This is a genomic window from Nostoc commune NIES-4072, assembly GCF_003113895.1.
GTDB lineage: Bacteria > Cyanobacteriota > Cyanobacteriia > Cyanobacteriales > Nostocaceae > Nostoc > Nostoc commune.
The window spans coordinates 2,269,118-2,294,822 of the sequence record NZ_BDUD01000001.1 but is presented as its reverse complement, the minus strand read 5'-3'; the positions used below and the strand labels follow the sequence as shown (position 1 = coordinate 2,294,822).

Below are 25,705 nucleotides of genomic sequence, written 5' to 3'. Positions count from 1 at the left end.
TACCAATAAATCTATCTAGCACTACCTTCGTTAAAGAGCGTGGAGAATTCAGCATCTCAGACGCTCTTTAAATTATGAATTCTAAATCATGTTGACATAGGAGTATCTTGTTTACATCTCTACGTCAAGCTTATTTGAGATAAAATTGATTCTGCTGGCTAGGAGCTTTCAGGGTAGCTACCTAGCAAACCTACACACCAGAAAAATCGACAGACTTTAGCTGCGTTTCCATGTTATTTGCCGTTTCCACTCAATGCGAATCAAGCATGGGAGTTCTCGTCAAAAATATCTAAATAATTTTGCTTAATCACTTAGTCTTAATTAATACTAAAATACTGAAGTTTGAAACCGATAAGGCCAACAAGTACAACAAAACCTAGCGCTCTCCGAAAATAATTAACACCTTGAAATAATTCCAGCCACGCCCAAGTAAACAAAGAGCCATAAGCTACTAGGTCTAATAATGTATTGATTTTGCCGCTTGGAAAAACTAGAGTTAGTAAACTAGTTACTATCCAAATAATAAGCGGTAGATTTGGCGCCTGAGCCACAACAATGTTACCTTCGTTGTCGCGGAAGGTTTTATCAACCAATGTATTTTGCGTCATTTTTAATTGCTAGTTAGACTTGCAAAAAGGACTAGGTACTCTTGTGAGAATAGATTTGCATTTAATTGCAAATCCACTAATGATATTAAATCATTAAAAACCGTATTTTAAACTATCTAATTGCTGAGATGAGAGCGGTAAAGCATATTCCTATATGACTATGTTAAGAGGCATACTCACACTATATCTGCCAAAATATCTGTCCTGTCAGGAGTTTTTTGCATTTTGCAGCGATTGTAATAGCTTTTATCTTCTGCCTCCAGCAAGAACTGTCTCAAAATCCGGAGTTTTATACTTTATCTAAAAGAAAATTGCTGTATATCTGAAGTAGAAGATCAGTATAAAATGATTCTCTCTCAAGAGGCATGAAAGTAGCTTATTTAAACAGCTAAATTAAAAAGGTTAAGAAATGAATAATCATAAAAATTTATTAGTGATTTTATTACAGAAAATTATTTGATGATGATATGGCACGCCGAGGAATCAAGGATATACGTGTTTTTTGGGTAGTTGCTCTTTTTCCCTTATTTGGGCCATTAGTATATCTATGTTTACGTCCGTCATTACTAGAAAGTTTGTTAAAAGAGCGTTACGCCACAGCAAATAGCCCGTTATGACAATGCTACTGTTCTTTACTCAAAGCCAAAAGGGTGAGTAAATGAGACAAAATGTAGTTGTCTAGTTTAATAGCGTAGGCGCAGCCCGCCGTAGGCATCGCTTCCTCAATTGCCTTAATATCTCCAATGTAGTACTGTAGTTGGGCTTCTGATATGAACTAGCAGATATTTGAGCCAATTACTTAGTCTAATTTAGACTTTTTATACTTTCTTTATACTGACTTTATATTTACTACTTTTAAGGGAGTTAAACTTTATATTCCAAAATAGACTTTACATCTTGACTATTTTTTGGAAAAACATATTAGTTTGCTTCATCATTTCTTGAATTAAAATTCCTAAATAATACCCATGTAATAACAGATTAAGTGATTGATATTAGAGAAGTAGTTGAATCGAACTTGTCTAATATTATGAATAAGAAATGGGCTGTTAAACGACTTACAATCAATCTCACATCAGGTGAGGCTGAGAAATTAGAAAAATATTGCTCAAGCACTGGCAGACCAGCAACCGATGTAATTCGGGAATTAATTCGCTCTCTTCCGACTAAAGATGAAGAGTAAAAAACCTAAAAGAAAAGGAAAACACACTGAATAAAAACTGAACCAAGAGAAGGAATAAAAGTTTCAATGAACTTGATGCTAGACAAGACTTGTCAGCAAGAGATAGTTCTTCCAGGGGGAAGGAAAAGAGGAATTAGGGCAGGTTGGGCTTTGCTGGGGAAAAAGTTTCCCCTTTTCCCCTGCTTATTGCTCGCCGCTCCCCTATTTATAAAGGTTATATAGGAATCCGGTTTGATTTGGAGAAAATATACGTAGGATGTGTTAGCACAGAGAGTACGGCATCAAACTCGTGTTCATAGTGCGTTACGAACTCCGTTCTAACACACTCTACAATACTTAATTTCGTTCAAAAATCAAATAGTAATCCTATAGCATTTATAGCGCTTCTCGTTTACGTGAGATACACCCTACACCTCGTGATATAATACTATATAACATCTAAATGGGAAGTACTATATTCAAATCATCACTAATAGTTTGATCAGGAATTATAAAACGAGTTTTATCTCAATTTTTTCTTTGGCAAATAATGCATATATAGAGACTGCTTTACAAGGGAAAGCTTTAATTTATATACTTAATAAATCTTTTACATAATTCAACCATATTCAGTTTTTCCCCTGCTCCCTTGCCTCTTTTTACCGTTGATTATATACTTCTGACTTTTCACCGCATCTGAAAAAGGTCATTTTGAGGGTTTCTCAAGCCCTGATTTTATCATTAGCAGGTAAAAGTCACAGAAAGTTATAATAAAATGACATTTATGGAACCTTCTGGAACTCTTGCTGGTTTAGATATTCTGGTAGTTGAAGATGATGATGATACTCGCTTCTTCATCACTACTGTCTTGGAAATGGATGGAGCAAAAGTTATAGCAGTGATCTCAGCAGATGCGGCACGCAAAGTTTTATCTGAATTGCAACCCGATGTTTTAATTTCTGATATTGGTTTACCTGGGGAGGATGGCTACACTCTTATCCGCAAAATCCGTGCGCTCAAACCAATAAATGGTGGAAGAGTCCCGGCTATTGCTTTAACAGCCTTTGCTGATAGTGAGGATCGTATCCGTGCTTTAGAAGGTGGCTTTAACACTCATGTATCTAAACCCATTGATCCTGAAGAACTAGTTGAGATAGTGGCTAGCTTAGTTGGTTCTTGTAATTGGTAATTATGAAGCGTTACTGTTCAATTACTTTCTCTTACCATTTTTCCACATTCATGCAACAACGCTATTTTAAGGCAGATATAGCGGTTCCCATATAACATTATATCGCCAGGTGTAGAGGCAGGGCACTGCCGTATCCTTACCGACATACCTCAGATAAACGAGAACCGCTACATTTAATTTACTATTTTTTAAAAGTTCTCTAGTTCAATATTTTCCCATTTTCCCTGAATCCCTAATATCTCGATGCCATCGTCCATCTTCACCCAGTCCAGGAATTTCGTTGATTCCTAAGGTTTTTCTCAAAGCTAAATACGATTTACCTTCTTCCGTAATATGAAAATAGTTTTTTAAATCGCCTTCTCCATCTTGTTGAACTTTTTCAATTCCTTTGCCCACAAAATTATTAATAAATCCCATAGCTCGAAGATGCTTCAGTTCCATTGCTAATTCATCATCAAATTTAAAATTAAATTCTTCTTGAGAATTAAGCTTAATTAGATGCTTAAGTTCATTGCCATCAATCAGATATCTAACTAAAAATTGCAATGTTGCTGATTGTTGCTCCTGAAGCAAGTCAATCCGCTTTTGTTGTGTATTCAGTTCGGCGATTTGCTCATCTTGCAACTTATTGATATCATCCCTAACTTCTTGCTTGAGTCTCCTTAGCGCAATTCCCGTACCTGAAATTGAGATATCATCTATGTTATCTAGCAAACCTGAGTTAAACAGTAAAATCAAACTAAATATAATAACTTCCGTATTTCCAATTCTACGGTTTTCTTGAGGAGGTGGGGTAGGAGTAAGTACGATAAAGAGTAAATACAATAATCCTGTTATAGATGCTATCTTTAGAAACCACCAGTTCATATTTCGCTTAGGCTTTTCTTTAGGTAAGCTAGCGTTCGAGTCTAGTGGTGACAAGGGTTGTTCCGGACTGCGCTCAGATTGTTTAAAAGCTAGTCTTTTGAGCGTTTCTAGCTCTTTATTAGCCATTTGGGTTTCGCTGGTGGAATAGGGGACAGAAGATACTGATTCTGGATGCTGGATAGGCAAGCGCTGCCTTTGTAAAAGATGTGCAGCGCGCTATCCACTCAACAACTAACAATTTTAAACACCAGCAGGCTGCTCATTGAGCAATTCTTGTATCACTTCATCCACCGTTTTTTTCAGATAAACGGCTCATTCATCTACTGCCCTTACCCATGCCACCTGCTATTAATCCACTATTTTAGTGAGCATACATAACTATTAACTCACCTATGTGGACTCTGTGAACAATTACTGCATCTTTAGATACAAATGAAATTATAAAGAAAACTAACAGTAGCTAAAACGCTCAAAATACTACTAAAGAGCTAAGACAGATTTCTGTAATTTAGGTAACATGTCGTTATTTGTTTTAATACTGATGTTCACATAAGGCTTAATAGCTGGGAAATTTTCAATGAAAACTAGAAAGTTAGGCAAGCAAGGACTGGAAGTTTCACAACTAGGACTTGGTTGTATGGGAATGTCTGAGTTTTACAGTGGTCGTGATGAATCTGAAGCGATCGCCACTATCCATAGGGCTTTGGATCTTGGAGTGAATTTTCTCGATACTGCTGATATGTATGGGCCTTTCATTAATGAACAATTAGTAGGTAGAGCAATTAAGGATCGTCGAGAGCAAGTAGTATTAGCAACCAAGTTTGGTAATGTTCGTACCGAAGAAGGTGGTTGGAAAGGAGTTAATGGCAGCCCCGAATATGTCCAAACAGCTTGTGATGCTTCACTTAAACGCTTGGGAGTAGAAGTTATTGACCTATACTATCAACATCGAGTTGATCCAAACGTGCCAATAGAAGATACTGTAGGGGCAATGGCTGAGTTAGTAAAGGCTGGTAAAGTGCGCTATTTAGGGCTATCGGAAGCTGCCCCGGCGACAATTAGACGGGCTGCGGCAGTTCATCCAATTACCGCGCTACAAACAGAGTATTCTTTGTGGAGCCGCGATCCAGAAGATGAAATTTTACCTACTATACGAGAACTAGGAATTGGTTTTGTTCCTTACAGTCCTCTTGGTCGTGGGTTTTTATCGGGAGCCATCGCCCGTCCTGAAGACCTTGCAGCAGATGATTACCGGAGAAATAATCCCCGTTTTCAAGGCGATAATTTCTATAAGAACCTGCAATTAGTTGAAAAAGTCAGGGAAATCGCTAATGAAAAGCAAGTCACACCTAGCCAACTTGCTTTGGCATGGCTACTGGCTCAAGGTGAAGATATTGTGCCGATTCCTGGTACAAAGCGGCGCACTTATTTAGAAGAAAACATTGCAGCAACTGAGATTGTTCTAACTACAGATGACCTCAGCCGGATTGAAGCAATAGCACCAAAGGGGATTACCGCAGGCGATCGCTATCCTGATATGAGTACTGTTAATCGCTGAGGAAGATCCAAAAAATAAGTAGGTAGGCGTAATTAAACCAATTCGCAATTCGCAATGGGCTAACGCCCCGCTCCGCTAACGCAATTCGCAATTACGTTTTGTGACGGGGATTTAGACCCCGATACAAAACGTGCTGCCTATCTTGCTGGGGACTTAAACCCCCAAAGTTCGTTAAACATAACTCTTGTGGGGTGGGTCGAAAAACCTGCCCAACTTATGCAATTCAAATGTGGAACAGCTTAACAGGCGTTGTCTGTGCGATTACGAGAGGATTTGCAAAGAGTATACCTCCAGTGACAACAATAAAAGATACTACCTTAAGTTTTATTGAATGAACATATTCCTTTTGTTTATAAGTGTTGGTTTCAAAATTAAATGAGCAAACGTTAATAAAGCCTGTCCTAGCAAGTGATGAAAGAGTGGCGTACAGCATACATGGTTAAATTAACAGTATATTACTCTCTTAGAGGATGTTTTAAAAGTCAGAGTGAGCCAAAAATTATGCCAACCGTCGAACCATGATACGAATCATGGCAATATAGATGAATGTCTCAGAAGTTTCAGGCAGTCGTTCATAATCTTTGCTTAAACGCCGACACCAATTAAGCCAGCCAAAAGTACGCTCAACAACCCAACGCTTAGGTAAATGGACAAAACCCTTTTTCTCCAAGGGTCTAAGAACAATAGTGACAATCCACCGAAACATATCCATCACCCAACGCATAAATTCATCTATCACTATACAAATTCTTATTCTGTAAATTCCCCTATGTATGTGCCAAAAATTTTATTGAACACTAATTTAGGGCTACTTAGGCATCGTGTTGAAAGAGTATTAAACTGTTACGCAGCTTAATTGTATAATATGAGATTAAATACTTAATCTCATATCAGCCACCTATACCCCCTAGCTGTCTAATTGGTGTTGTTTGCAGGTAAGCTGAAAAAACATCTACCAACAAAATCCGGCACAGTTTGTGTTCAAGAAAAAGTTACAATGTTTATGGGATAAATACGGGACTAAGTTATTGCACTGCTATGATATCCCCGGTTTGCCTCCAGATAACCTGAAAATAGAGAACATCGAAATAACTCTGTACTAACTATATACTACCGGATTTATTTCAATGTCTTTGCTTAAAGACACATCTTTGCATATTCTTCATATTAGACATCTCTAGAAATTAAATATGCGTTATTCAGAACCCTTGTAGAGACGTAGCAGTGCTACGTCTCTACAATTCATTTTTGGAGATGTCTGATATTCATCGTTCAATGTACGTACAAGTACTTTTGGTTATGTATTGCTGAACGGTTACGCTTTTTTAGGCGATCGCTAACCCGAATCAACAACGTCTTTCAATGTGGAAACTAAACCTTTAATGATAATGCAGCTTAACCAGACACACAGATTAGAGTAATATAACAACGGTGGTATCATTGCATCAAAATGATACCGTAATTTTGTCTAGATATAGAATTCTATCGCCCTGCCAACGGTAGATGATTTCTGAAAGGAGTTTGCTGCAATGTCCACAACACCTACTACTCGACTGATTTTGGAGACTTTACTTCCCCATCTGAAAGTAGCAGCAGCCTATGCCCGTTTTCTGCAACCAAAAATTGCTGCACTTCCCGCCAAAGAACAAGGAAACAACTTTTTTAGTGCTGCACTTACTGATGCAGATGTGGCTATTCAAAATCTGGTAGAAGTAGTACTATTGGGCACTTTCCCAGATATTCGCTTTTATGGTGAAGAGTATGAAAGTTCTAACAATACTAAGTATTTTCGCGCTAACGATCTTGGTTCAGAAGGTGATTATTTAGTCACGCTCGACCCAATCGATGGTACGAAGTTTTACATGGATGGACATTCTAATTACCAAATTATTCTCGGTATTCTAAATTCGGATGACTTTGAAGCAGTAATCGCTATTTCCCCTGCCCAAAATGTTTATTTTTACGCTCTCCGAGGTGAAGGTGCTTTTAAAGGGACGCTAGAGATGAGTTTAGAAGCCTGTGCGCCGTTACAGATAACATCCGCCAAACCTGCTATTTTGTTGGGATGGGGAATGAATGCGATCGCAGATTTACTAAAAGATCGATATAAAGTCATTGATATAGCAACTGATTACTCTAGTGATATTGAAATTCCCAGTCTCAATGGTATTCTCAGTGGCGATTTAAGTGGAGCAGTCATCAAATCGGGTAAATTTCTTGATAGTGCTGGACTTGCTTTTATTGCGAAAGAGGCTGGCTGGATTGTAACTACTCTGGATGGTTCGACTTTACCACCACTGCATACTTGTGAAAACTATAGTATGCCTGGATTGATAATAGCTGCTTCAAAATCTGTTCATCAAGACTTACAAAAAGCGATGCAAAGCTTTAAAAGTGCTGAGTAAGAAATAATGATTAATTTGACAAAATGAAAATTTGTATTGTTGGCGCGGGTGCGATTGGTGGATATTTAGGAGCAAAACTGGCATTAGCAGGTGAAGAGGTAACGCTAATTGCTCGTGGTTCTCATTTGGAGGCAATTAAAAAAAATGGGCTGAAGTTGCTTATAGCAGACGGTTCTAGCCAAATTGCTACTCCGTATCTAGCAACTAGCGATATTCAGGTAGCCGGGCCACAAGATGTAGTAATTTTAACTGTTAAGGCTCACAGTGTAACTGCGATCGCACCTTTTCTCCCTGCACTATACAATCCTCATACGATGGTGGTAACAGCCCAAAATGGGGTTCCTTGGTGGTACTTTCGCAAGTATGGTGGTGAGTATGAAGGTACGCGAATTCAATCTGTTGATCCAGATGGGATTATTGAAGCTAGCATCGGTGCTGACCGCGCTATCGGTTGTGTTGTTTACCCGGCAGCTGAGATAATTGAACCAGGTGTGATTAAGCATATTGAAGGCGATCGCTTTACTCTTGGTGAAATCGACGGCACTAAAACAGAACGCATTCAATTATTGGCACAGACTTTAAAACAAGCAGGATTTAAAACACCAATCCGCAATCAAATTCGCACGGAAATTTGGATCAAGTTGTGGGGAAATGTGGCGTTTAATCCCATCAGTGCCCTGACTGGTGCTACTTTAGAGGATATTTGCCGCTATCCCCTCACCCGTGAACTAGCAAGGCTTATGATGACAGAAACTCAAGCGATCGCAGAAAATTTAGGTATAAAGTTTGGTATCACTTTAGAACAGCGAATTAATGGCGCAGAAAATGTTGGCGCCCATAAAACCTCAATGCTACAAGATATCGAAGCCGGACGCCCCACCGAGATAGATGCTATTGTTGGTGCAGTCGCAGAATTGGGAAAACTTACTCAAATTCCCACACCTTATATTAATGCTATTTATGCCAGCGTTAAGTTGCTGGAAGCGACTAAATTAAAGGTTTGATTTGACTTTCCTTGACTTTTGATAGCATCTGGAAAGCATCGGACGGGGAAAAAAGTTTGTCTTCACCAGAGTCTTTCGGTTCCTCACCAAAACTCTGGTTTTTAGTATTATATGCATAAAGCAGGATAAGTCTATTTGATGAAAGTTAAAAGATCAAAATCTTATAGAGTTAGTTAATCAAAAAATGAAGTAGGGATGGGATATTTCGTATTTTATCCCTATTTAGGTTTAACTTTCTTTGATTTATAACAGATTTAAAACTAAAACAGATGAAACCAGATTAAACATGATCCAAAATTAATGTTTTATTTACTACAATAATTACTGACATCTACATAAGTATAGCAAGTGTATTGACCGCTCAGGGAACTAAGGCAAAAGGAACATGCAGTTTACTTGCTGTTTATTTAAATATATCAGACGAAATATTATATCATATATAAACACAAAAAAATCCTTATTGCTGATATTGAGGGAATTTGATAATATGGATGAAAAATTGTCTCTTGTGAATGAAATCGATAATATGATTGATACCGATAGAGCAGGTAGATACATAGAACAGCTTACTGGATACAAAGCTTTTATACCTAATCCTTTACCGCCTATACCCAAATTATGTATAGATGATGAAATGTTAGAACTTTTATCACAAGCAGATAGAGCATTAGGTCGTTTAGATGGATCAACAGACGCTTTACCTAATCCCGACTTATTCGTGTTTATGTATGTTCGTAAAGAGGCAGTGTTATCAAGTCAGATAGAAGGAACACAAGCTTCTTTGATAGATGTCCTTGAGTTTGAATCCCGTACAGTGGAACCAGACAACCCGCAAGATGTAACCGAAGTTGTCAACTATATTGCAGCAATTAATCACGGACTCGAAAGATTAGAGAATAATTTTCCTTTATCATTGCGATTGATCCGTGAAATTCATAAAGAATTATTGAGAGAAGGTCGAGGTTCTGAAAAGGGCCCAGGAGAATTTCGCCGCAGCCAAAATTGGATTGGTGAGGGAAGATGTAATTTAAAGGAAGCTACTTATGTTCCACCTCCACCGCATGATATGCAAGAAGCTTTAAGTAATTTTGAGAAGTTTTTACATGACTCTGCTCCAATGCCAGCTTTAATTAAAATTGGATTAGCTCATGCTCAGTTTGAAACAATTCACCCTTTTGAAGACGGCAATGGAAGAACAGGACGCTTACTAATTACTCTCTTACTATGTGAAAAAAATATATTAAAACGTCCTCTGCTCTATATATCTTATTACTTCAAAAAATACCGTTTGCAATATTACGATCATCTCCAATCTATCAGGGATAATGGGGACTGGGAAAGCTGGCTTAAGTTTTTTCTGAAAGGTGTATATGAAGTTTCTCAGGAGGCATCTACTGTTGCTCGTCAAATAGTTAATTTAAAAGAAGATCATCGTAAAACAGTAATGGAACGAATGGGAAATCGGAAGGCAGGGAATGCTATAGCTTTACTCGAAAAACTCTATTACAAGCCAGTTTTTAATATAGAAATGGCTCAAGAATTTACCCAATTATCATACACTAACGCTAACATTTTAGTCAGAGAATTATGTAATATAGGGATCGTGGAAGAAGTTACTGGAAATAAACGTAACAGAGCTTTTATTTATGAACCATACCTGTCTATTTTTAAGGAGTCTTAACAGCAAAGATGGAATTTTTAAAATATTTTTAATTTTAGGTAGCAGAGTAAAAAATACTAAAAACGGTAATTTTTTGGACGAAAAATAAAGGAGTCTTCAAGAAATATTACTTCAGCCGCCTTCATCTCGTTGACAAAATTTCGGAATAGTGACCAGTAGGGGCTATTTCGATTTACATCAGCCCAAAAATAGTTACTTTCCCAACAACGGATAGCATAATACCCAAACATATAGAAAGCAACATTATGTTTGATAATGCCGGAATTTACCATTAAAGCAATATCTTCATAAAATCCCAGTAATTCGACTTTTTCCGACCATGAAACTTCTACTAAATTTGAGTCATTTGTCTCAAGCATACTAATTAGTTTCGATATTACTTTACTTTCCCTAAAACGCTTCCGTATTTCGGCATACTGTTCGCTTCGTTTTTGGGCTAGTTGACGTGTATATTCGTAAACACCTTTTATCCAGGTGAGCAGAGCAACAAATGTTCCCAAAATGATGGCAATATTCCGGCAGTCATCTAATGTCATTAAATTCATTTAATAGCTTAATAATACTTAATCTATAATAAACTACTTTGTTTGTATGTCCACTTATAGCTACACTAAAATCTTTAGCTAGCTGAAGTTATATAATTATCACGTCCATGAAGAAAAAAAAAGTATGCCTATCAACGATACTAGTTGTAGCAGTAGTAATCAGCATCATCATCGGACATAGTAATTCTCTAAAAGCTGTCTCATCTTTAGGGAAAGACACGTTGACAATGATTACTTCCCCAGATTATCCTCCTTATGAGTTTTATGATACGAAAGGAGGCGATCGCCAAATTGTTGGCTTTGATATAGATATTGCCAAAACTCTTGCTGAAAAACTAGGGTTTAAACTTCAAATAATGGAATCCGATTTTAATGGCTTAATTCCTGCACTCCAAGCAAATCGCGCTGACTTTGTAATGGCTGGGATGACTCCGACTCCAGAACGTCAGAAAAATATTGACTTTTCAATTATTTATTACGAAGCCAAAGATACCATTGTCGCTCCTAAAGGTAGTAACCTAAAGCAGCCCCAAGACTTATTAGGAAAAAAGGTTGGCGTACAACTAGGAACCATCCAAGAACAAAATGCTCAGAAAATTGCTGAAAAATTTGCGGGTATTCAGCTAAAGCAACTCAACAGAGTGCCGGAAGTAGTTCAAGAAATCAAATCTGGGCGAATTGATGCAGCAATTGTTGAGGATACTGTCGCTAAGGGATTTGCCCAAGCTAACCCAGATTTAGAATTTAATATTATTCCTTCAGAGGAGCAAAGTGGATCTGCGATCGCTTTTCCCAAAGATTCCTCTTTTGTAGAACCGTTTAACAAAGTTCTTCAACAAATGAAGGACGATGGCACATTGAATAAACTTATAGCCAAATGGTTTTCACAGAATATTACTGCTAATTCTGAATCTTCAACTCCTACCAAAGGCGGATTAAATCTCGACTTCACCAGAATTCTTCCAGATATTCCCTTTATTCTGCGGGGAATCCCTTTAACTTTGTTGTTTACGCTATTATCTGTATTCTTGGGGTTAATTTGGGGAACAATACTATCTCTATTAAAAATTCTCGGTATCAAACCGCTTACCTGGGTTGCTAACGCCTACACCTCTGTTTTTCGAGGTACACCTTTGTTATTACAGTTAGCATTAGTTTACTATGCAACACCCCAGCTTACAGGCTATGACATTTCAGCATTGCAGGCTGGTGTGCTAACTTTTACCCTAAATTCTGGCGCTTATATGTCAGAAACCATTAGGGGTGGGATTCAGGCGGTGGATAAAGGGCAAAGTGAAGCGGCGATGTCTATGGGTGTTCCCTATTGGTTGATGATGTGGGATGTAATTTTACCGCAAGCATTGAAGAATATCCTCCCCGCATTGGTAAATGAAACTATCGGATTGCTTAAAGATTCTGCGTTGGTGTCAACCATTGGAGTGGTGGAAATATTACGCAGTGCCCAAATTGTTGGTTCAAATAAGTATATTTATTTTGAACCACTGCTATTTGCAGGGTTAATCTACTATGTTTTAGTAATGGGTATGACCTTGGGTGCATCCGCTTTAGAAAGGAGGTTACGGGAAAGTGAATAATGTAGTAATTCGCACGGAATTCTTATGTAAATCCTTTGGTAAACTCGACGTACTCAAAGATATTTCCACTGAATTTTATCAGGGAGAAGTGGTTGCTATACTAGGCCCTTCTGGTTCAGGTAAGTCTACGTTTTTGCGATGCATAAACTTGCTAGAACAACCCACCAGAGGCAGAATCTATTTTCACGATCAAGAAATCACCAAGCCCAAGGCAAACATTGCTAAGGTGCGCCAGCATTTGGTGATGGTATTTCAGCATTTTAATTTGTTTCCTCACATGAATGTGCTGCAAAATGTCACTTATGCACCGATAAAGGTAAAAGGAATTAACAAGCAAAAAGCACAAGAACATGGCTTAGAATTGCTTGCTAAGGTAGGTTTAGAGCCAAAAGCCAATGTCTATCCGTCCAAACTATCCGGGGGACAGAAACAGCGAGTAGCCATCGCTCGTGCATTAGCAATGGAACCAGAGATGATTTTGTTTGATGAACCCACCTCTGCATTAGATCCAGAAATGGTTAAGGATGTGCTGGAAGTGATGAAAGCTTTAGCATTATCTGGAATGACAATGGCGATCGTTACTCATGAAATGGGGTTTGCAAAAGAAGTTGCCAATCGGATTATGTTCCTCGATCAGGGAATTTTAGCAGAAGACACTACTCCTGGCGAGTTTTTCCAAAATCCTCAGTGCGATCGCGCGAGACAGTTTTTGGAAAAAATGCTTTAGAACATCAGGAATTTGCCGCTTTTTTTGTATTCTTGAAACTTTTCTAAAACAGGGCGATCGTTTGGCATTAATGTAGGTAAGTCTGCCAAATCGAAAAATTCTAGTGCTAGCGATTCTCCATCTAGGCAAGCAAGACTGCCTGACCATTCAACGGCTCGCAAAATTAAAATGAAATTTTGGACGCGATCGCCATTGGGATAAGTTACAGTTTCAAAGGCTGGATTGGAAGAAAACCCCACAGCTTCAAAACGCTCAACTGTTAAACCAGTTTCTTCAAAAACCTCTCGTGCTGAACATTCTTCGGCAGAGTCACCTACTTCTGGACAGCCACCAGGTAGCCCCCAAAGTTTGAAATCACTTCGCTTTTGCAACAAAACGCGCCCCAAATTATCCTCGATAATCACGCGTGCGCCAAATAATAGAAGTAAGCGATCGCCTACAACTTGTCGTAACTTACCGAGATAAGAGTCTGACCAATTTGCCATAATTTTAGAGAAAGTTTGTAAAGAAAATCTAAAGATAGCAAATAGCGATCGCCTGAAAACAGGATAATGCAGCTGAACAGGTTAATTATTCCCATTCAACGTAGAATTATGGCATCTACACCTAAAATCCTTGCCTTTGCAGGCAGCACCCGGATTGAGTCTTACAACAAAAAATTGGTAAAAATCGCGGCGGCTGGCGCTCAAGCAGCAGGCGCAGAAGTGACTTATATAGACCTCCGCGATTTGCCCCTACCTCTGTATGATGAAGATTTGGAAGCTCAAGAAGGACTACCAGCCAACGCCCGCACTTTTAAGGATTTGCTAATTGCTCATCAAGGATTGTTGATTGCTTCGCCGGAATATAACAGTTCACTCACAGCAGTTTTGAAGAACGCCATTGACTGGGCATCCCGTCCAGCCCCAAATGAAGCACCGTTGGCTGCCTTTGCAGGTAAGGTTGCTACGATTATGAGCGCTTCCCCAGGCGCTCTTGGTGGTTTGCGGGGATTGGTTCACCTGCGCTCTATTTTGGGAAACATCAAAGTTTTGGTACTTCCCGATCAAATAGCCTTACCCAAAGCTTACGAAGCCTTTAATCCTGATGGCACGTTAGTAGATCCTAAACAGCAAGAATCTATTCAAAAGCTAGGCGATAGCTTAACAAAAATATTGCTGAAGCTCAATTAAATTATTCTCTTAGCCAAAATTGATTTGGGTAGCATTCCATGCACACCTTTGTGAGGACTGTTTACAACTTGAGTAATATGAAAATTTACAGCTAAACTGCACAAGACATAAGCATCTTCTGGCGACAAATTTGCAAAGCGTTCCAGAAAATCAATCATGTTTTTTAAAGCCAGTTCTAAAGCTTCATCTAAAGTTTGAGCAAAGCCCATTGTGATGATGTGAGTTGGGGTTTCAGCAATTGGTGTTGTTAGTTGTAAATCCTTACGAAGTTTGAGGGTAATTCTACCGTTCATGGAAGTTTCAATGGCGGTGACATTTACTTCACCATCTCCTTGTGCCGAATGCCCATCACCAATAGAAAATAATGCACCTGGTACGAAAATCGGCAAAAATAAACGAGAACCAGCTTGCAGTTCCCGGTTGTCGATATTACCGCCGTAAGAACCCGGTGGGACAGAAGTTCGAGAGGTTTCTTGAGTAGCGACGCCAAGAATTCCAAAAAACGGTTTGAGGGGAATTTTTATGCCAGTACCCGCCGGAAATTCCGCGATATTGTTTGCTAAATCTAGAGGAATAAATCTTAAAGCAGGTTGAGGAAACTGATGAGGTAAAGCTCCCCAACCTGTACGAATGGCATTGAAGCCGACGGGTAAACGAGGTGCGATCGCATCTAATTGTACTTCTAAAACATCTCCTGGTTCGGCATCTCGCACATAAATTGGCCCTGTGAGTAAATGCGGCCCCCCAGCGATTTTGCGTTCTGGTAGAAAATTTTGACAGATATCGAGAAATTCTGGTGTGACAAATTCAGGTGGTGCTTTATCATAAACGTAGTAACCAGTATAAGTTTCTACGTCAACCGTATCGCCAGAATCAATAGTGAGTGCTGGTTCTAGCAGATTGGAGAAACCACCCAGATGCACAGTTTCCTTAGTAGCTTTTAAAATGTAATGAGTCACGTCGCTTTGCTCCAATTAAAAATTAAAAATTAAAAATTAACAATCTCCATAAATAATAAATTTAAATTTACTTCCTCTGTATCATGAGTCTGTTTCGGTCATATCATATCTGCCTAATCACTTATCAAGCGTTAGAACCTCCCCCTTGCTCCCTGCTTCCTTGCCTCTTTTCCAACTTCCATCAAGTCTCAGATGAAAGGATGCCTACTAATACTCGTACTAAATCTTCTAAACCTTCAGGAACACGATAAAGCTTAATATCTTCTGTAATTAGCTTTTGTTGTCTATTGAGTGTACCAAATTTCCAGTCATCTCCATTAGTAACTGCGCCAAATAAAATTGATGATTGTTCATCTAGAGACTGCTCCAGAGCTATTAATTCTACTGCAAGCTCTGTAAACCCCCTTCTAATATCTGATTGTTTTGCTTCAATCACCAATAGGGAATTAGACTTATGTAAATAATAATCTAAAGTCCCTTTGAGTTTTTCATTCACATTAATTGGATACTCACTATATAGTTGAGCTTTTGTCTGATCGCAGATTTCAGCAAGGATAGGAGCAATCATAAATTCTCTGATTGATATCTCAGCCGTTGGGTTAAAAAGCTTTATATTGCGTTGTAAATAATTTTGCAAAAATTCTAAATAGCTAATATCAGCAAGGTATCTTGGTAATTGTAGCTCTGTGCGATCGTAGCTGTACTCAAACTCAGCTACTACATCTATTGTTGGGTTAGGTAACAAAAAGTATTGATTAAAAGTGTAACTTTGCTCAGGTTTTAAAATTCTATATTTGTTCATGATTTTTATCGTTAATGAATTACACTGAAGATATTACGAATTACAATTAGGAATTAATTGCTCTGATTATCTCAATAATTTGCTAAACTCCAACTTTAGGGATAGCAAATAAGAACAATTTGAGCAGGGAATTTGGAGGGGTTGCAGAGTGGCTGATGATGAACGCATAGTCAATGCACAACAGATAAATCCAAAAGACTTTTCATGGGGATTATGGCCTGTTGTGCCACTCTACCCTTATGGCAGGCGGCAGACAATCCGCAAAGAAGTGGTGAAGGACACAATTTGGAATTTTGACCAGATTCAGGGCATTTTCTACGTTGTTGTACCGATTCGCATGACTGTTGTTAAGCTCGAAGCCGGGGGTCTTCTCATCTACGCACCTGTTGCACCAACCCCAGAGTGCATCAGGCTTGTGAATGAGTTGGTGGCAAAACACGGTGATGTTAAGTACATTATCCTGCCAACTATCTCTGGTATAGAACATAAGGTATTTGTCGGGCCTTTCGCCAGATACTTTCCGACTGCACAGGTGTTTGTGGCTCCCCATCAGTGGAGTTTCCCGCTAAATCTTCCCCTTAGCTGGCTTGGTTTACCTCCGAAACGAACTCAAGTACTCCCAGAAGATAGTAGCAAAACACCCTTTGCTGACGAATTTGATTATGCAATGCTGGGCCCCATCGAGCTTGGCCCTGGTCGGTTTGCAGAAGTTGCTTTTTTCCACAAGCGATCGCATACTCTTTTAGTAACAGATTCTGTGCTTTCTATCCCAGAAGATCCACCTGCGATCGCACTTTTAGATCCATATCCCTTACTATTCCATGCCAAGGATAATGCTACTGATATTGTTGCAGATATTCAAGTAAATCGGCGTAAGGGTTGGCAGCGCATCTCGTTGTTTGCTTTGTACTTTCAACCCAACCTACTAAATATCCGCCAATGGAGTCAGGTATTGCAAGATGCCTTGAAAGCACCAGAACGTTCAAGGAAAGCTTATTTTGGATTGTATCCCTTTAAATGGCATCCAGATTGGCAGCGATCGTTTAATGCTTTGCGAGGTGATGGGCGTTTGTTTGTCGCACCAATTTTACAGACATTGATTCTCAACCGCGCACCGAAAGAAACCATCGATTGGGCTGATAAAGTTGCTAGTTGGGACTTCGAGTGGATTATTCCTTGCCACTTTGATTCACCGATTAAAGCCGAGCCGCATCAGTTTCGTCAAGCTTTCTCTTTTTTAGAAAAGCAGCCTGCTGTCAGTGCGGGTTTGTTCAGCAGTAGTAGCTATCCCTTACCAGAGGAGGATTTTAAACTACTGAAAGAAATCGATACAGGTTTAAATAAGTTTGGGATTGTGCCGGCAGCAAAGGAGAAAGTGTAAAATAATTTTTGGTAACTGCTGTGCTAAATAATTAGAAAATGCGATGACTGCAAAACTAGCTGTTATTTAGTTCCATTAATGAAATATTTTCGTGGGAATAAAGCCATTTTTCAAAATTTCTTTTACAGCGCAACCATTCTTTATCTGTCATTGCGAACCAATCAGTATCTCTGTTTCTTCCACGAACAAACATGTGTTGTCGAAAACGTCCTTCATAAACGAATCCCATCCTTGTAGCGGTAGTTCGACTCGCATGGTTGAGGGAATCACATTTCCACTCAACTCGACGATAAGAATGATGATCAAAAAGATGCTGAAGTAGCAAAAACTGTGATTCTGTATTGACTTTACTTTTGTGGACTGCGGGAGTAAACCATACATGACCAATTTCAGCACGACCATGATTTGGTGCGATCGCAAGTAATGCTACAATTCCCACTTGAATATTTGTTGAGTTTTCAAAGACTGTCCAAGTAAGAGGGTCAGATTTACTTACTAGGTTTTTTTCCACCCAGTCTTTCATCGTGGAAGAGGAATCAAATGGGCCGTAAAATAGATAATTCCAGACGGCTTCCTTTTCAGGACTGCCGTGTGAAGCTGCATACAAGGTATCCACATCCCTTTCGGGAATTAAGGGCTTGAGTGTTACAAATTCACCGTTAAGTTGAAGAAATTCCGGTGGTTGCCAAGTTCGGTTTTGCATGATTTTATTGTTTTCTACACACAGATAATCTCATATCGAAACTACCTGCGATTCGGTTAATATAAATCTGCGGGTTATCAATGCTAGGACTTACGCACACTCTACGAATTCTCGGCGCTCTTGGCGTCTTGGCGGTTCGAGAAATTAAGCTTTTTAGCAATTTTTGCGTAAGTCCTAAATGCATAGCAGCATAGAGGCGTTATGTGGGAAATCCACTGAGTGGTTGCTGAAACAGATTCTTGAGTTTTACCGTTTAATTCCCTTAAACCGTTCTTGCGCCACCTGAAATGCTTCTTGCATTACCAACTGAATTTTCTGGGGATCGGGTTTTTTACCTCCCATTAAATCACCAAAGTAAACACAGGCTGCTTCTCCTAATGCCCAGGTGTAGGCAGCTGCCCAAGACGCTGCGATCGCACTACCAAAACCTGGTATAAATTTAATTAACTCCCGGGCAATTGCCTGTGCTAAAAAACCACCTGCGATCGCACTCACAACGCCCCCTGCCTGAGATGGAGTAACTGTTTGCCCATATAATTTACCTAACAGTCCCACCATTGATACTTGCAAGGCGGTGAGTACGGGCATTGTAGCAAATGGCAGAGGTACAGCCGCAAGAGTGGCAGACATAATCGAAAATGGCAAAATATAACGGCGTGCAGCATCTCGGTAAAGATTACCAAGTTGCTTTCCAGCTTCTTCTTGATCTAATAGTTGATAAATCGCCTGCGCTTCTGCTTCTGGGAGTAGTTCTGCTAAAGAATCTCGCAGTGCTTCTAAGCCATAAAATACCGGATTATAGCCATCTTCTTCTAGGGTAAAGTCAATGAGTACAGAGCGATCGCTTATTCCTGCGAAGGCTTGTTGGATTGCGACAAATGCACGGTTGACTTCCTGATAATCTGGTGGATAGGCAGGATGATCGATGGTATCGGCAGGATAAACCTCATGCAAGCAAGTAACCACCAGCAAACAGGGAATATTTGGATACTTCTGGCGCAACTGTTGAGCAATTTGTCTTAGCGTGTCAGTTGCAAAATCATTAATTTTGACGGTGAGAACCAGGATTCTAGCAGAACGAGTTTCCTTTTTTAAATCGCCAACTAACTCCTGAATGATTAATTGAGTATCTTGTTTAACATCACCAAGTCCTATCGTATCAGTAAAAATCAGTAACGGCAGGTCATTGGAAGGATAAGCATAGCGCTCTGTATGTTGCGTGTGAGGACGAAATCCCTGACCGACAATTTCGGCAGAAACTCCCGTCAATCCCCGGACAATTGAACTTTTTCCAGCTTGGGGTTTACCAATTAGGAGGGCTTCTGTGGTTGGCAATTCGGCTCGAACTTTCTCTAAAATCTCTGCAACTTGAGTTTCGCTTACACTAAACCATTCAACAAGCGTCTGTGCCACTTGTTCTACAGGTAAGAGTTGCGTTAGATGTGTTGTTGCTTTGTTCCAGACACCGCCAATGCGGTTTGTCCACGAATCATCGACCGACTTGGTAGTTGCTCCATCAGTCGGTTCAGTCAATTGCTGAGAATCATCTTGCTCAGTCATTTCTATCTAAACGTAGAAGACCCTTTTACTCATCTTATAGCGATTCTCAAAGGGATAACTAGTACCGCAAGGTGGAAGTCACGCATTCAAAAGTCAAAAGTCAAAAGTATTATGGAATAAGCTCTTTAGGGGTTTTAAATGGTTGCTCTATTTCCGCCGTGGCGTACTAGTACATTGTTTCGGCTTACAATGGAAAAAATTGTATTTTCAAGCCTTCTGCCTCTTTTTTGGGAAGTTTACATGCTACTAAAAAAGCTGAAAGCTTCTGCGGATTAGCGTAAGGTAATCTTGCGTAGTTCTATTTCTGCGTAAGCGTAAGGGTCAGTCTCGTATTTATCAGCAGACAATTTTTTGTTCGCACACACAGTGTTGGTGTTGCCGTAAATATCAGTCTTTGAGCAAGCTTGAATATATATGCCAGCCTTGAAGTAACAGGAACCGATGATACCCCTCATCCTCACTGTACCAGTACTACTCGTTACACCTGAACGCAGGTTTTTATAGGTGATGGTAACATTGCCACTGGATGTAACAGCAATGTCGATAGTCATGGGATCGCCGATCTTGTAAGCGCTATCGAGAGGCTTGATAATAGTGTCGTTGTTGAAGCGGGCTTCAAGCTTGCCGATGTCCGTCGAGCCATTGGCAGAGGACGGGCCGAAGTACTTCACCATCACGAGGTCGTTTTTTGAGTCATGGATCTGCCCGATAGTGGCTTCCGGCTTGTTTGTGGTGGTGTGCAACAGGGTCTGTTCCAGGTACATCGCATGATCGGTATTCACACAGTTCCAGGCAGCAGATTCCGTACCATCACCCTGCATTTCACGCAGTTCAGAACGGGCGTAAGCAGTATTTGTGCTGGTACGTGCGCCACCAGCGATCGCTTTCAAAAGCACACCATTTTTGGCAGCATTCAAACGAAAATATTCTGAATTACTGTAGGTCTTGAGTTGCGGTTGCTTAATTTCCGTTGCCTTGTTTGAGTTGGAATTCAAGCTGATTGGCAGAGCAATCTTCCACTTCCTTAAGTCAAGCACATCGGCTGGGTACTGAGCGTTACCACCTGAAACCTCGCCATTTGAAGGATTTGAAGTACCACTGTCATCATTTGAGGAATTTGAATTACTACTGCTTGTACAGCCATTGGTCAAACCCAGTGAATTAACCTTCAATTCGTCGATACGCAATCTAGAATCGATATCACCCACGATCTTGATCGCATTGGCGGCTTGGTCGGTGATGTTTTGCGCGTCTTTGTTGCCCTTGCCAGAGGTGTTACTGACCACAGTAGTCCAGGTTGCACCATTGTCCTTGGAAAGCTGTACGCTGTAGGTATACTTGTTGGTGCCGTACCAGTTAAGCACCAGATCATCTACGCGCTGGCAGTTACCGAATCTCGCAGTTATGGAAGCACCACGGGCGGCAGCCTCCCAGTGGGTATTCTTATTTTTGTCAATAGCGTTGTCTGCAACAAACGAACCACTAGTAGATGTGGCAGTAGCATCGCTGAACGACACAACGGTAGGCGACGCTACAGAAGCACCAGCTATCATTGCAGCCGAGACAGCTATTGTAAAAGACAGGTTTGAAAATTTTGTATTCATTCTTTAACTTCTGTTGAATGTTAAACAATAACTTGTTACTTAGAGTGCATAGATAATATTTTTTGTCAATGCGTAAGTCTTATTTAGTATTTATAGTCCTATTGTATATAAAGTAACGTACCGAACACGCCAAGAGGATTGCGCGTCAGGTTGCGATCGCCGCATATAAAAAAATACGCTTGGGTTAACCAGTACCGTTAGTAGTGTTATCAAGTTGAGCGATCGCATTCTGGAGGTAGCGGTGTCTTACACTCCCAAACAAACCGTCGCCGTAGAAAAAGGTAGCAAGGGAAATTATTGTATCGACTAACAATGCGATTGTATCGCCTGACAATGCGATTGTTTTGCCTAACAATGTGATTGTTTCGACTAACAATGCGATTGTTTTACCTAACAATGTGATTGTTTCGACTAACAATGCAATTGTATCGCCTGACAATGCGATTGTTTTGACCAACAATGCGATTGTATCGGCTGACAATGTTAATACAAAACTAAACTTATGGAAAGCCTCTCGGACGCTTACTTATATTATTTTGGCTCAATCAAATCAACGATCGCTTTCACCAATACATCTGGATCTACTGGTTTAGAAATATGCATTTGGAATCCTGCTGCTAATGCTTGCTGCTGATTCATTTCGCCTGCATAAGCCGTCAGAGCGATCGCTGGTACGTTTCCTCCTTGTTGGGGCGATCGCGATCGCACTTCCCGCATCAGCATATAACCGTCTGTCTTTGGCATTCCAATATCGCTAATTAAAACATCTGGTACTGACTCAAACAGCGCTTCTAATGCTTCCTGTGCTGAAGATACGGCAGTTACTTGTACACCGTAGTCTTGTAAAATAAAGGTAATTAAGTCGCGGATATCTGGTTCATCGTCCACGACCAAAACTTGAGTATCGGAAAGGAGCGGGGATTCAGCTTCACAATCTAAAGACTCATTCTCTTGACGCATCACCTGTTCACTTCTAACTAAAAGCGGTAGTTCAACAGTGAAAGTACTACCCAATCCTTCTCCAAGACTTTCGGCTTGAACTTTTCCCCCATGCATCTCTACAACTTTACGCACGATCGCTAATCCTAAACCTAATCCACCAAATGCCCGTGTAATTGTGCTATCAGCTTGGCGAAAGTAATCGAACACATAAGGCAAAAACTCTCGCGCAATTCCCTTACCTGTATCGCTAACCTGAATTTGAGCTTGGTTGTCAACTTCCATGAGTCGAATTTCTACCCGTCCCCCTGCTGGTGTAAATTTTACTGCATTGGAAAGTAGATTCCACACAACTTGCCCAAGCCGATTTGGATCGCCCATGACTTGTCCCAAAGTGGGATCAAATATCGTCTGAATTTGAATTGATTTAGCTTCTGCTGCGAGTTTTACTGTCTCTATTGCGGCTTCAACCACCATTACCAAAGTCACTGGACAGGTATTCAAGTTTAATTTTCCTTGGAGGATGCGAGACACATCCAATAAATCTTCAATTAGCTGGGTTTGTAACTTCGCGTTGCGTTCAATGGTTTCCAAGGCGTGCTTAGTGGTTTTTTCATCGAAATTACGAGTTCGCAACATTTTTGACCACCCCAGAACAGAGTTGAGTGGAGTTCGCAGTTCATGGGAGAGAACCGCCAGAAATTCATCTTTGAGTGTGTTGGCGATTTCTGCTTCTTTGCGTGCTTTCATTTCTCGTTCGAGGAGGCGATCGCATTCTTTCTCAACTGATTTGCGAGCGGTAATATCTAGTACAAAAGCAACACCATTATTTTTGGAGTCATTCAGCAAGGCTACGCCCAAAACAATTGGGACTCGTTTCCCGTTGCGCTGGAGATATTCTTTCTCATAAATTCTGGAAACTCCAGTGGTTTGCACTTCCAAAAGGGCGCGATCGTCTAAATCTTTATATTCAATAGGAGTAAGTTCTCTCCAATTAATTTTACCCAAAGAAGCAAACTCATCACGAGTGTAGCCAGCTACGTGGAGAAAGGCATCATTGGCATCAAGAATAAAGCCATCCACATTCCAAAAAGCGACCCCGATTAGGTTGGATTCAAACAAACGCCGAAATCTGGCTTCACTTTCGCGTAATAATTTTTCTGCCCGTTTGTGTTCGGTAATATCACGAGAAACTGTAATTACCCCTTCAATTTTTTGGTGGGAATTCCGTAATGGTGTGAGGATGTATTCATAATAATGTACCCCATCAGCAGTAACATATTTACACTCATCCTTGATTGGCTGCCCAGTTTTCATGACAGCTTGTCGTTGATTATCTACCTGTTCTATAAGGTCTGCGGGTGCATCCAGGTCTTGCAAAGTTTTTCCGACAATATCCTGGGGCTTAAAACCTAGTATAGTAGCTGCATCAAGACTGACATACTGATAGCAACCTCTGCCATCAAAGATATAAATGTGATCGACTGAGGCGGTGAGGATGGCATTTAAAATATTTGCCTGTTCTTGCACTTGGGTTGTGAGTTCACGAGTACTTTCTTCTGCTTGCTTGCAAACAGTAGTTTCCATACATACGCCGATCATTCGTACCGCTTGTCCGCGATCGTTGTAGATAAATTTTCCTTTAGCAGAAATCCAATGTACACTTTGGTCTGATCGCACTATGCGAAATTCATCGTTGTAGTCAGACTTTTGTTCTAAAGCGTGGGCGATCCCTTGCATTACAGATTGCCTGTCTTCAGGATAAACACACTTCTGAAACGTTTCGTAAGGGCTATCAAAACTACTTAGAAGCACACCAAAAAGTAATTCATAATTTCCAGACCAGATGACTTTATTGGTAATAATATCCCAATCCCACAAGCCCATCTGGGAAACCTCTAGAGCTAGCCTGAGCCGTTCTTCACTCTCTTTTAGCGACGCTTCTACCTGCTGTCGTTGGGCAACTTCTTGTTGGAGTTGTTCTGAATTTACTGCGACTGTTGACACATTTAAGGTTGTAGATGTCCCCTGTTCAAAATGCCGCTTAATATCATATTCGACAGCTTGAATATGGGGATATTCTAGTGCAAGCGCCAGTTTTTTTTCTAGCTCTATTACTTGCTCCTCAAGGGCTGCTTGCCTTTGCTGATAAAATATTTCTGATTGCTCTAACTCAGCTACACGCTGCCGCAGAGCTACTAATTCATCAGTGACTTGAAAGTTAATTTTATCAACATTTGGCATCTTGCACACCGTTTATAACTAAACAATACCGATTTGAAGAGCAGGCATCCCCTAGTACCGCATGGCGCAAATCAAAATTCAAAAGTCAAAATTCAAAAGTCAAAAAGCTTATAGGGCAGACTTTTTAGCGATTTGGAAGGGGTGGTTTACGCCTTACTGTACTAGCTTTAACAGTATCGATTTTTAAGCTAAAAATGTAATCTGTCAAAAGACCCATAAAGTTTTAACCAAAATACACCTTCTGAGGTTAAGAGCTTTGTCCAACGACAAGACACTTTGCATCCAATAATGAATTATCTCTTCAAACGCATAAAACCTGCACCAATCAATATTGCCACAACCTGTCCCCAAAAGACACCACCCGATTGGTTTACGCCAACAGGAGGAATATTTAAACTGCCGATGCCATAAAATAATTGTTGCACAAACCACCAAAATAGATAGAAAAAAGCTGGAAGTTGAATTGGAATATATAAGATTATTAGCGGCAAAATTGTGTCAATTTTAGCTTTAGGAAACTTGATAATATATGCTCCTAAAACACCTGCGATCGCGCCATTGCCCCCAATCAATGGTACTGTCAAACTCGGTTCCGCCAGAACTTGTATTAAAGATGCGATCGCGCCAGCAGCCAGATACAAACCGAGATAGCGTCTATGCCCTAGAATATTTTCGACAGTTTTACCAAAAACCCATAAGAATAACAGATTTCCCAATATTTGACTAAAACTACCATGTAAAAATATTGCAACAAGTAGTGAAAATGTCCGCCAAATTACAATTATCCAAGCAGCATTATTGTAAAATAATGCATTTGTAATTGCCCCACTAATCTGGGCTGGAATCACACCCCAACTATTAACAAAATCGCCTAAACTACCACTAAATTCTAGTTGAAGCTCCCATAAAAATACGGCAATATTAATACCAATCAGCCAGTAATTAATAATCGGTTTATTCCGACAACAAATATTATCACTAATAGGAATCATATTGATTA

22 protein-coding genes and 1 pseudogene are annotated in these 25,705 nt (G+C 40.0%); 10 read left to right on the top strand and 13 right to left on the bottom strand.

Translation table 11 applies throughout. The features are described from left to right. Positions 1-317: 317 nt before the first annotated feature. Entirely contained in the window at positions 318-608 is a 291-nt protein-coding gene (locus CDC33_RS10160; protein WP_109008381.1) for a hypothetical protein, read from the bottom strand. Between the two features lie 1,030 nt (positions 609-1,638). Here CDC33_RS10160 and CDC33_RS10155 point away from each other — a divergent pair. Together CDC33_RS10155 and CDC33_RS10150 are read left to right on the top strand one after the other, a co-directional pair. Next, the gene (locus tag CDC33_RS10155; protein ID WP_109012522.1) at positions 1,639-1,791 is read left to right on the top strand and encodes a ribbon-helix-helix domain-containing protein; all 153 of its coding nucleotides are present in this window, start codon (positions 1,639-1,641) and stop codon (positions 1,789-1,791) included. Positions 1,792-2,554: 763 nt separating this feature from the next. Beyond that, positions 2,555-2,959, top strand: coding sequence for a response regulator (locus CDC33_RS10150; RefSeq protein WP_109008380.1), 405 nt, complete (start codon positions 2,555-2,557; stop codon positions 2,957-2,959). 204 nt (positions 2,960-3,163) lie between these two features. Here the strand turns inward: CDC33_RS10150 and CDC33_RS10145 are convergent, their stop codons facing one another. After that, complete coding sequence (locus CDC33_RS10145) at positions 3,164-3,952, bottom strand: hypothetical protein (protein ID WP_146195796.1); 789 nt, start codon at positions 3,950-3,952, stop codon at positions 3,164-3,166. Positions 3,953-4,403: 451 nt separating this feature from the next. Between CDC33_RS10145 and CDC33_RS10140 the strand changes: the two genes are divergently transcribed. Next, entirely contained in the window at positions 4,404-5,384 is a 981-nt protein-coding gene (locus CDC33_RS10140; RefSeq protein ID WP_109008378.1) for an aldo/keto reductase, read from the top strand. Between the two features lie 499 nt (positions 5,385-5,883). On the opposite strand, the pseudogene CDC33_RS10135 reads toward CDC33_RS10140, so the two are convergent. Continuing rightward, positions 5,884-6,051: pseudogene (locus CDC33_RS10135) on the bottom strand (transposase); the annotation flags it as partial. 862 nt (positions 6,052-6,913) lie between these two features. On the opposite strand from CDC33_RS10135, the gene CDC33_RS10130 reads away from it, so the two are divergent. The 3 genes from CDC33_RS10130 (at position 6,914) to CDC33_RS10120 (ending at position 10,474) form a co-directional block, all read left to right on the top strand. Beyond that, entirely contained in the window at positions 6,914-7,789 is an 876-nt protein-coding gene (locus tag CDC33_RS10130; protein ID WP_109008377.1) for an inositol monophosphatase family protein, read from the top strand. Positions 7,790-7,812: 23 nt separating this feature from the next. Continuing rightward, the gene (locus tag CDC33_RS10125; RefSeq protein WP_109008376.1) at positions 7,813-8,793 is read left to right on the top strand and encodes a 2-dehydropantoate 2-reductase; all 981 of its coding nucleotides are present in this window, start codon (positions 7,813-7,815) and stop codon (positions 8,791-8,793) included. A gap of 487 nt (positions 8,794-9,280) precedes the next feature. Continuing rightward, the gene (locus CDC33_RS10120) at positions 9,281-10,474 is read left to right on the top strand and encodes a Fic family protein (protein ID WP_244919192.1); all 1,194 of its coding nucleotides are present in this window, start codon (positions 9,281-9,283) and stop codon (positions 10,472-10,474) included. Positions 10,475-10,530: 56 nt separating this feature from the next. On the opposite strand, the gene CDC33_RS10115 is transcribed toward CDC33_RS10120, so the two are convergent. Next, positions 10,531-11,010: a DUF4760 domain-containing protein gene (locus CDC33_RS10115; RefSeq protein WP_109008375.1), complete on the bottom strand. Its 480-nt coding sequence runs from the start codon at positions 11,008-11,010 to the stop codon at positions 10,531-10,533. A 116-nt stretch (positions 11,011-11,126) separates the two neighbouring features. Between CDC33_RS10115 and CDC33_RS10110 the strand changes: the two genes are divergently transcribed. Further along, positions 11,127-12,614 carry an ABC transporter permease subunit gene (locus tag CDC33_RS10110; protein WP_109008374.1) on the top strand — a complete coding sequence of 496 codons (1,488 nt, stop codon included), beginning with the start codon at positions 11,127-11,129 and terminating at the stop codon, positions 12,612-12,614. Then, positions 12,607-13,341 (top strand): amino acid ABC transporter ATP-binding protein, encoded by a 735-nt coding sequence (locus tag CDC33_RS10105; protein WP_109008373.1) that lies wholly within the window; start codon positions 12,607-12,609, stop codon positions 13,339-13,341. Before CDC33_RS10110 ends, CDC33_RS10105 begins: the two co-directional genes overlap by 8 nt. On the opposite strand, the gene CDC33_RS10100 is transcribed toward CDC33_RS10105, so the two are convergent. Further along, on the bottom strand, positions 13,338-13,826 hold the full coding sequence (locus CDC33_RS10100) for an NUDIX hydrolase (RefSeq protein ID WP_109008372.1): 489 nt from the start codon (positions 13,824-13,826) through the stop codon (positions 13,338-13,340). The two genes, CDC33_RS10105 and CDC33_RS10100, sit on opposite strands and share 4 nt — an antisense overlap. 66 nt (positions 13,827-13,892) lie before the next feature. Between CDC33_RS10100 and CDC33_RS10095 the strand changes: the two genes are divergently transcribed. After that, positions 13,893-14,513, top strand: coding sequence for an NADPH-dependent FMN reductase (locus CDC33_RS10095; RefSeq protein ID WP_219930010.1), 621 nt, complete (start codon positions 13,893-13,895; stop codon positions 14,511-14,513). On the opposite strand, the gene CDC33_RS10090 is transcribed toward CDC33_RS10095, so the two are convergent. Both CDC33_RS10090 and CDC33_RS10085 read right to left on the bottom strand, forming a co-directional pair. Beyond that, positions 14,510-15,472: an acetamidase/formamidase family protein gene (locus CDC33_RS10090; RefSeq protein ID WP_109008371.1), complete on the bottom strand. Its 963-nt coding sequence runs from the start codon at positions 15,470-15,472 to the stop codon at positions 14,510-14,512. The two genes, CDC33_RS10095 and CDC33_RS10090, sit on opposite strands and share 4 nt — an antisense overlap. A gap of 181 nt (positions 15,473-15,653) precedes the next feature. Further along, positions 15,654-16,274 carry a hypothetical protein gene (locus tag CDC33_RS10085; protein WP_109008370.1) on the bottom strand — a complete coding sequence of 207 codons (621 nt, stop codon included), beginning with the start codon at positions 16,272-16,274 and terminating at the stop codon, positions 15,654-15,656. Between the two features lie 148 nt (positions 16,275-16,422). Here CDC33_RS10085 and CDC33_RS10080 point away from each other — a divergent pair, with 148 nt between their 5' ends. Beyond that, positions 16,423-17,655: a DUF4336 domain-containing protein gene (locus CDC33_RS10080; protein WP_109008369.1), complete on the top strand. Its 1,233-nt coding sequence runs from the start codon at positions 16,423-16,425 to the stop codon at positions 17,653-17,655. Positions 17,656-17,710: 55 nt separating this feature from the next. Here the strand turns inward: CDC33_RS10080 and CDC33_RS10075 are convergent, their stop codons facing one another. From CDC33_RS10075 to CDC33_RS10050, 6 genes are all read right to left on the bottom strand, one after another. Further along, positions 17,711-18,358, bottom strand: coding sequence for a GNAT family N-acetyltransferase (locus tag CDC33_RS10075; protein WP_109008368.1), 648 nt, complete (start codon positions 18,356-18,358; stop codon positions 17,711-17,713). Between the two features lie 246 nt (positions 18,359-18,604). Then, positions 18,605-19,918, bottom strand: a complete 1,314-nt coding sequence (locus CDC33_RS10070) for a GTPase family protein (protein WP_109008367.1) — start codon at positions 19,916-19,918, stop codon at positions 18,605-18,607. Positions 19,919-20,190: 272 nt separating this feature from the next. Continuing rightward, positions 20,191-21,522 carry a polysaccharide lyase family 7 protein gene (locus tag CDC33_RS10065; protein WP_109008366.1) on the bottom strand — a complete coding sequence of 444 codons (1,332 nt, stop codon included), beginning with the start codon at positions 21,520-21,522 and terminating at the stop codon, positions 20,191-20,193. Positions 21,523-21,706: 184 nt separating this feature from the next. Then, a complete protein-coding gene (locus CDC33_RS10060; RefSeq protein ID WP_109008365.1) occupies positions 21,707-22,003 on the bottom strand; it encodes a hypothetical protein in 297 nt (98 codons plus the stop codon). Between the two features lie 50 nt (positions 22,004-22,053). Beyond that, positions 22,054-24,705: a PAS domain-containing hybrid sensor histidine kinase/response regulator gene (locus CDC33_RS10055; RefSeq protein ID WP_109008364.1), complete on the bottom strand. Its 2,652-nt coding sequence runs from the start codon at positions 24,703-24,705 to the stop codon at positions 22,054-22,056. A gap of 293 nt (positions 24,706-24,998) precedes the next feature. Further along, the gene (locus CDC33_RS10050) at positions 24,999-25,697 is read right to left on the bottom strand and encodes a rhomboid family intramembrane serine protease (RefSeq protein WP_109008363.1); all 699 of its coding nucleotides are present in this window, start codon (positions 25,695-25,697) and stop codon (positions 24,999-25,001) included. Positions 25,698-25,705 lie beyond the last annotated feature (8 nt).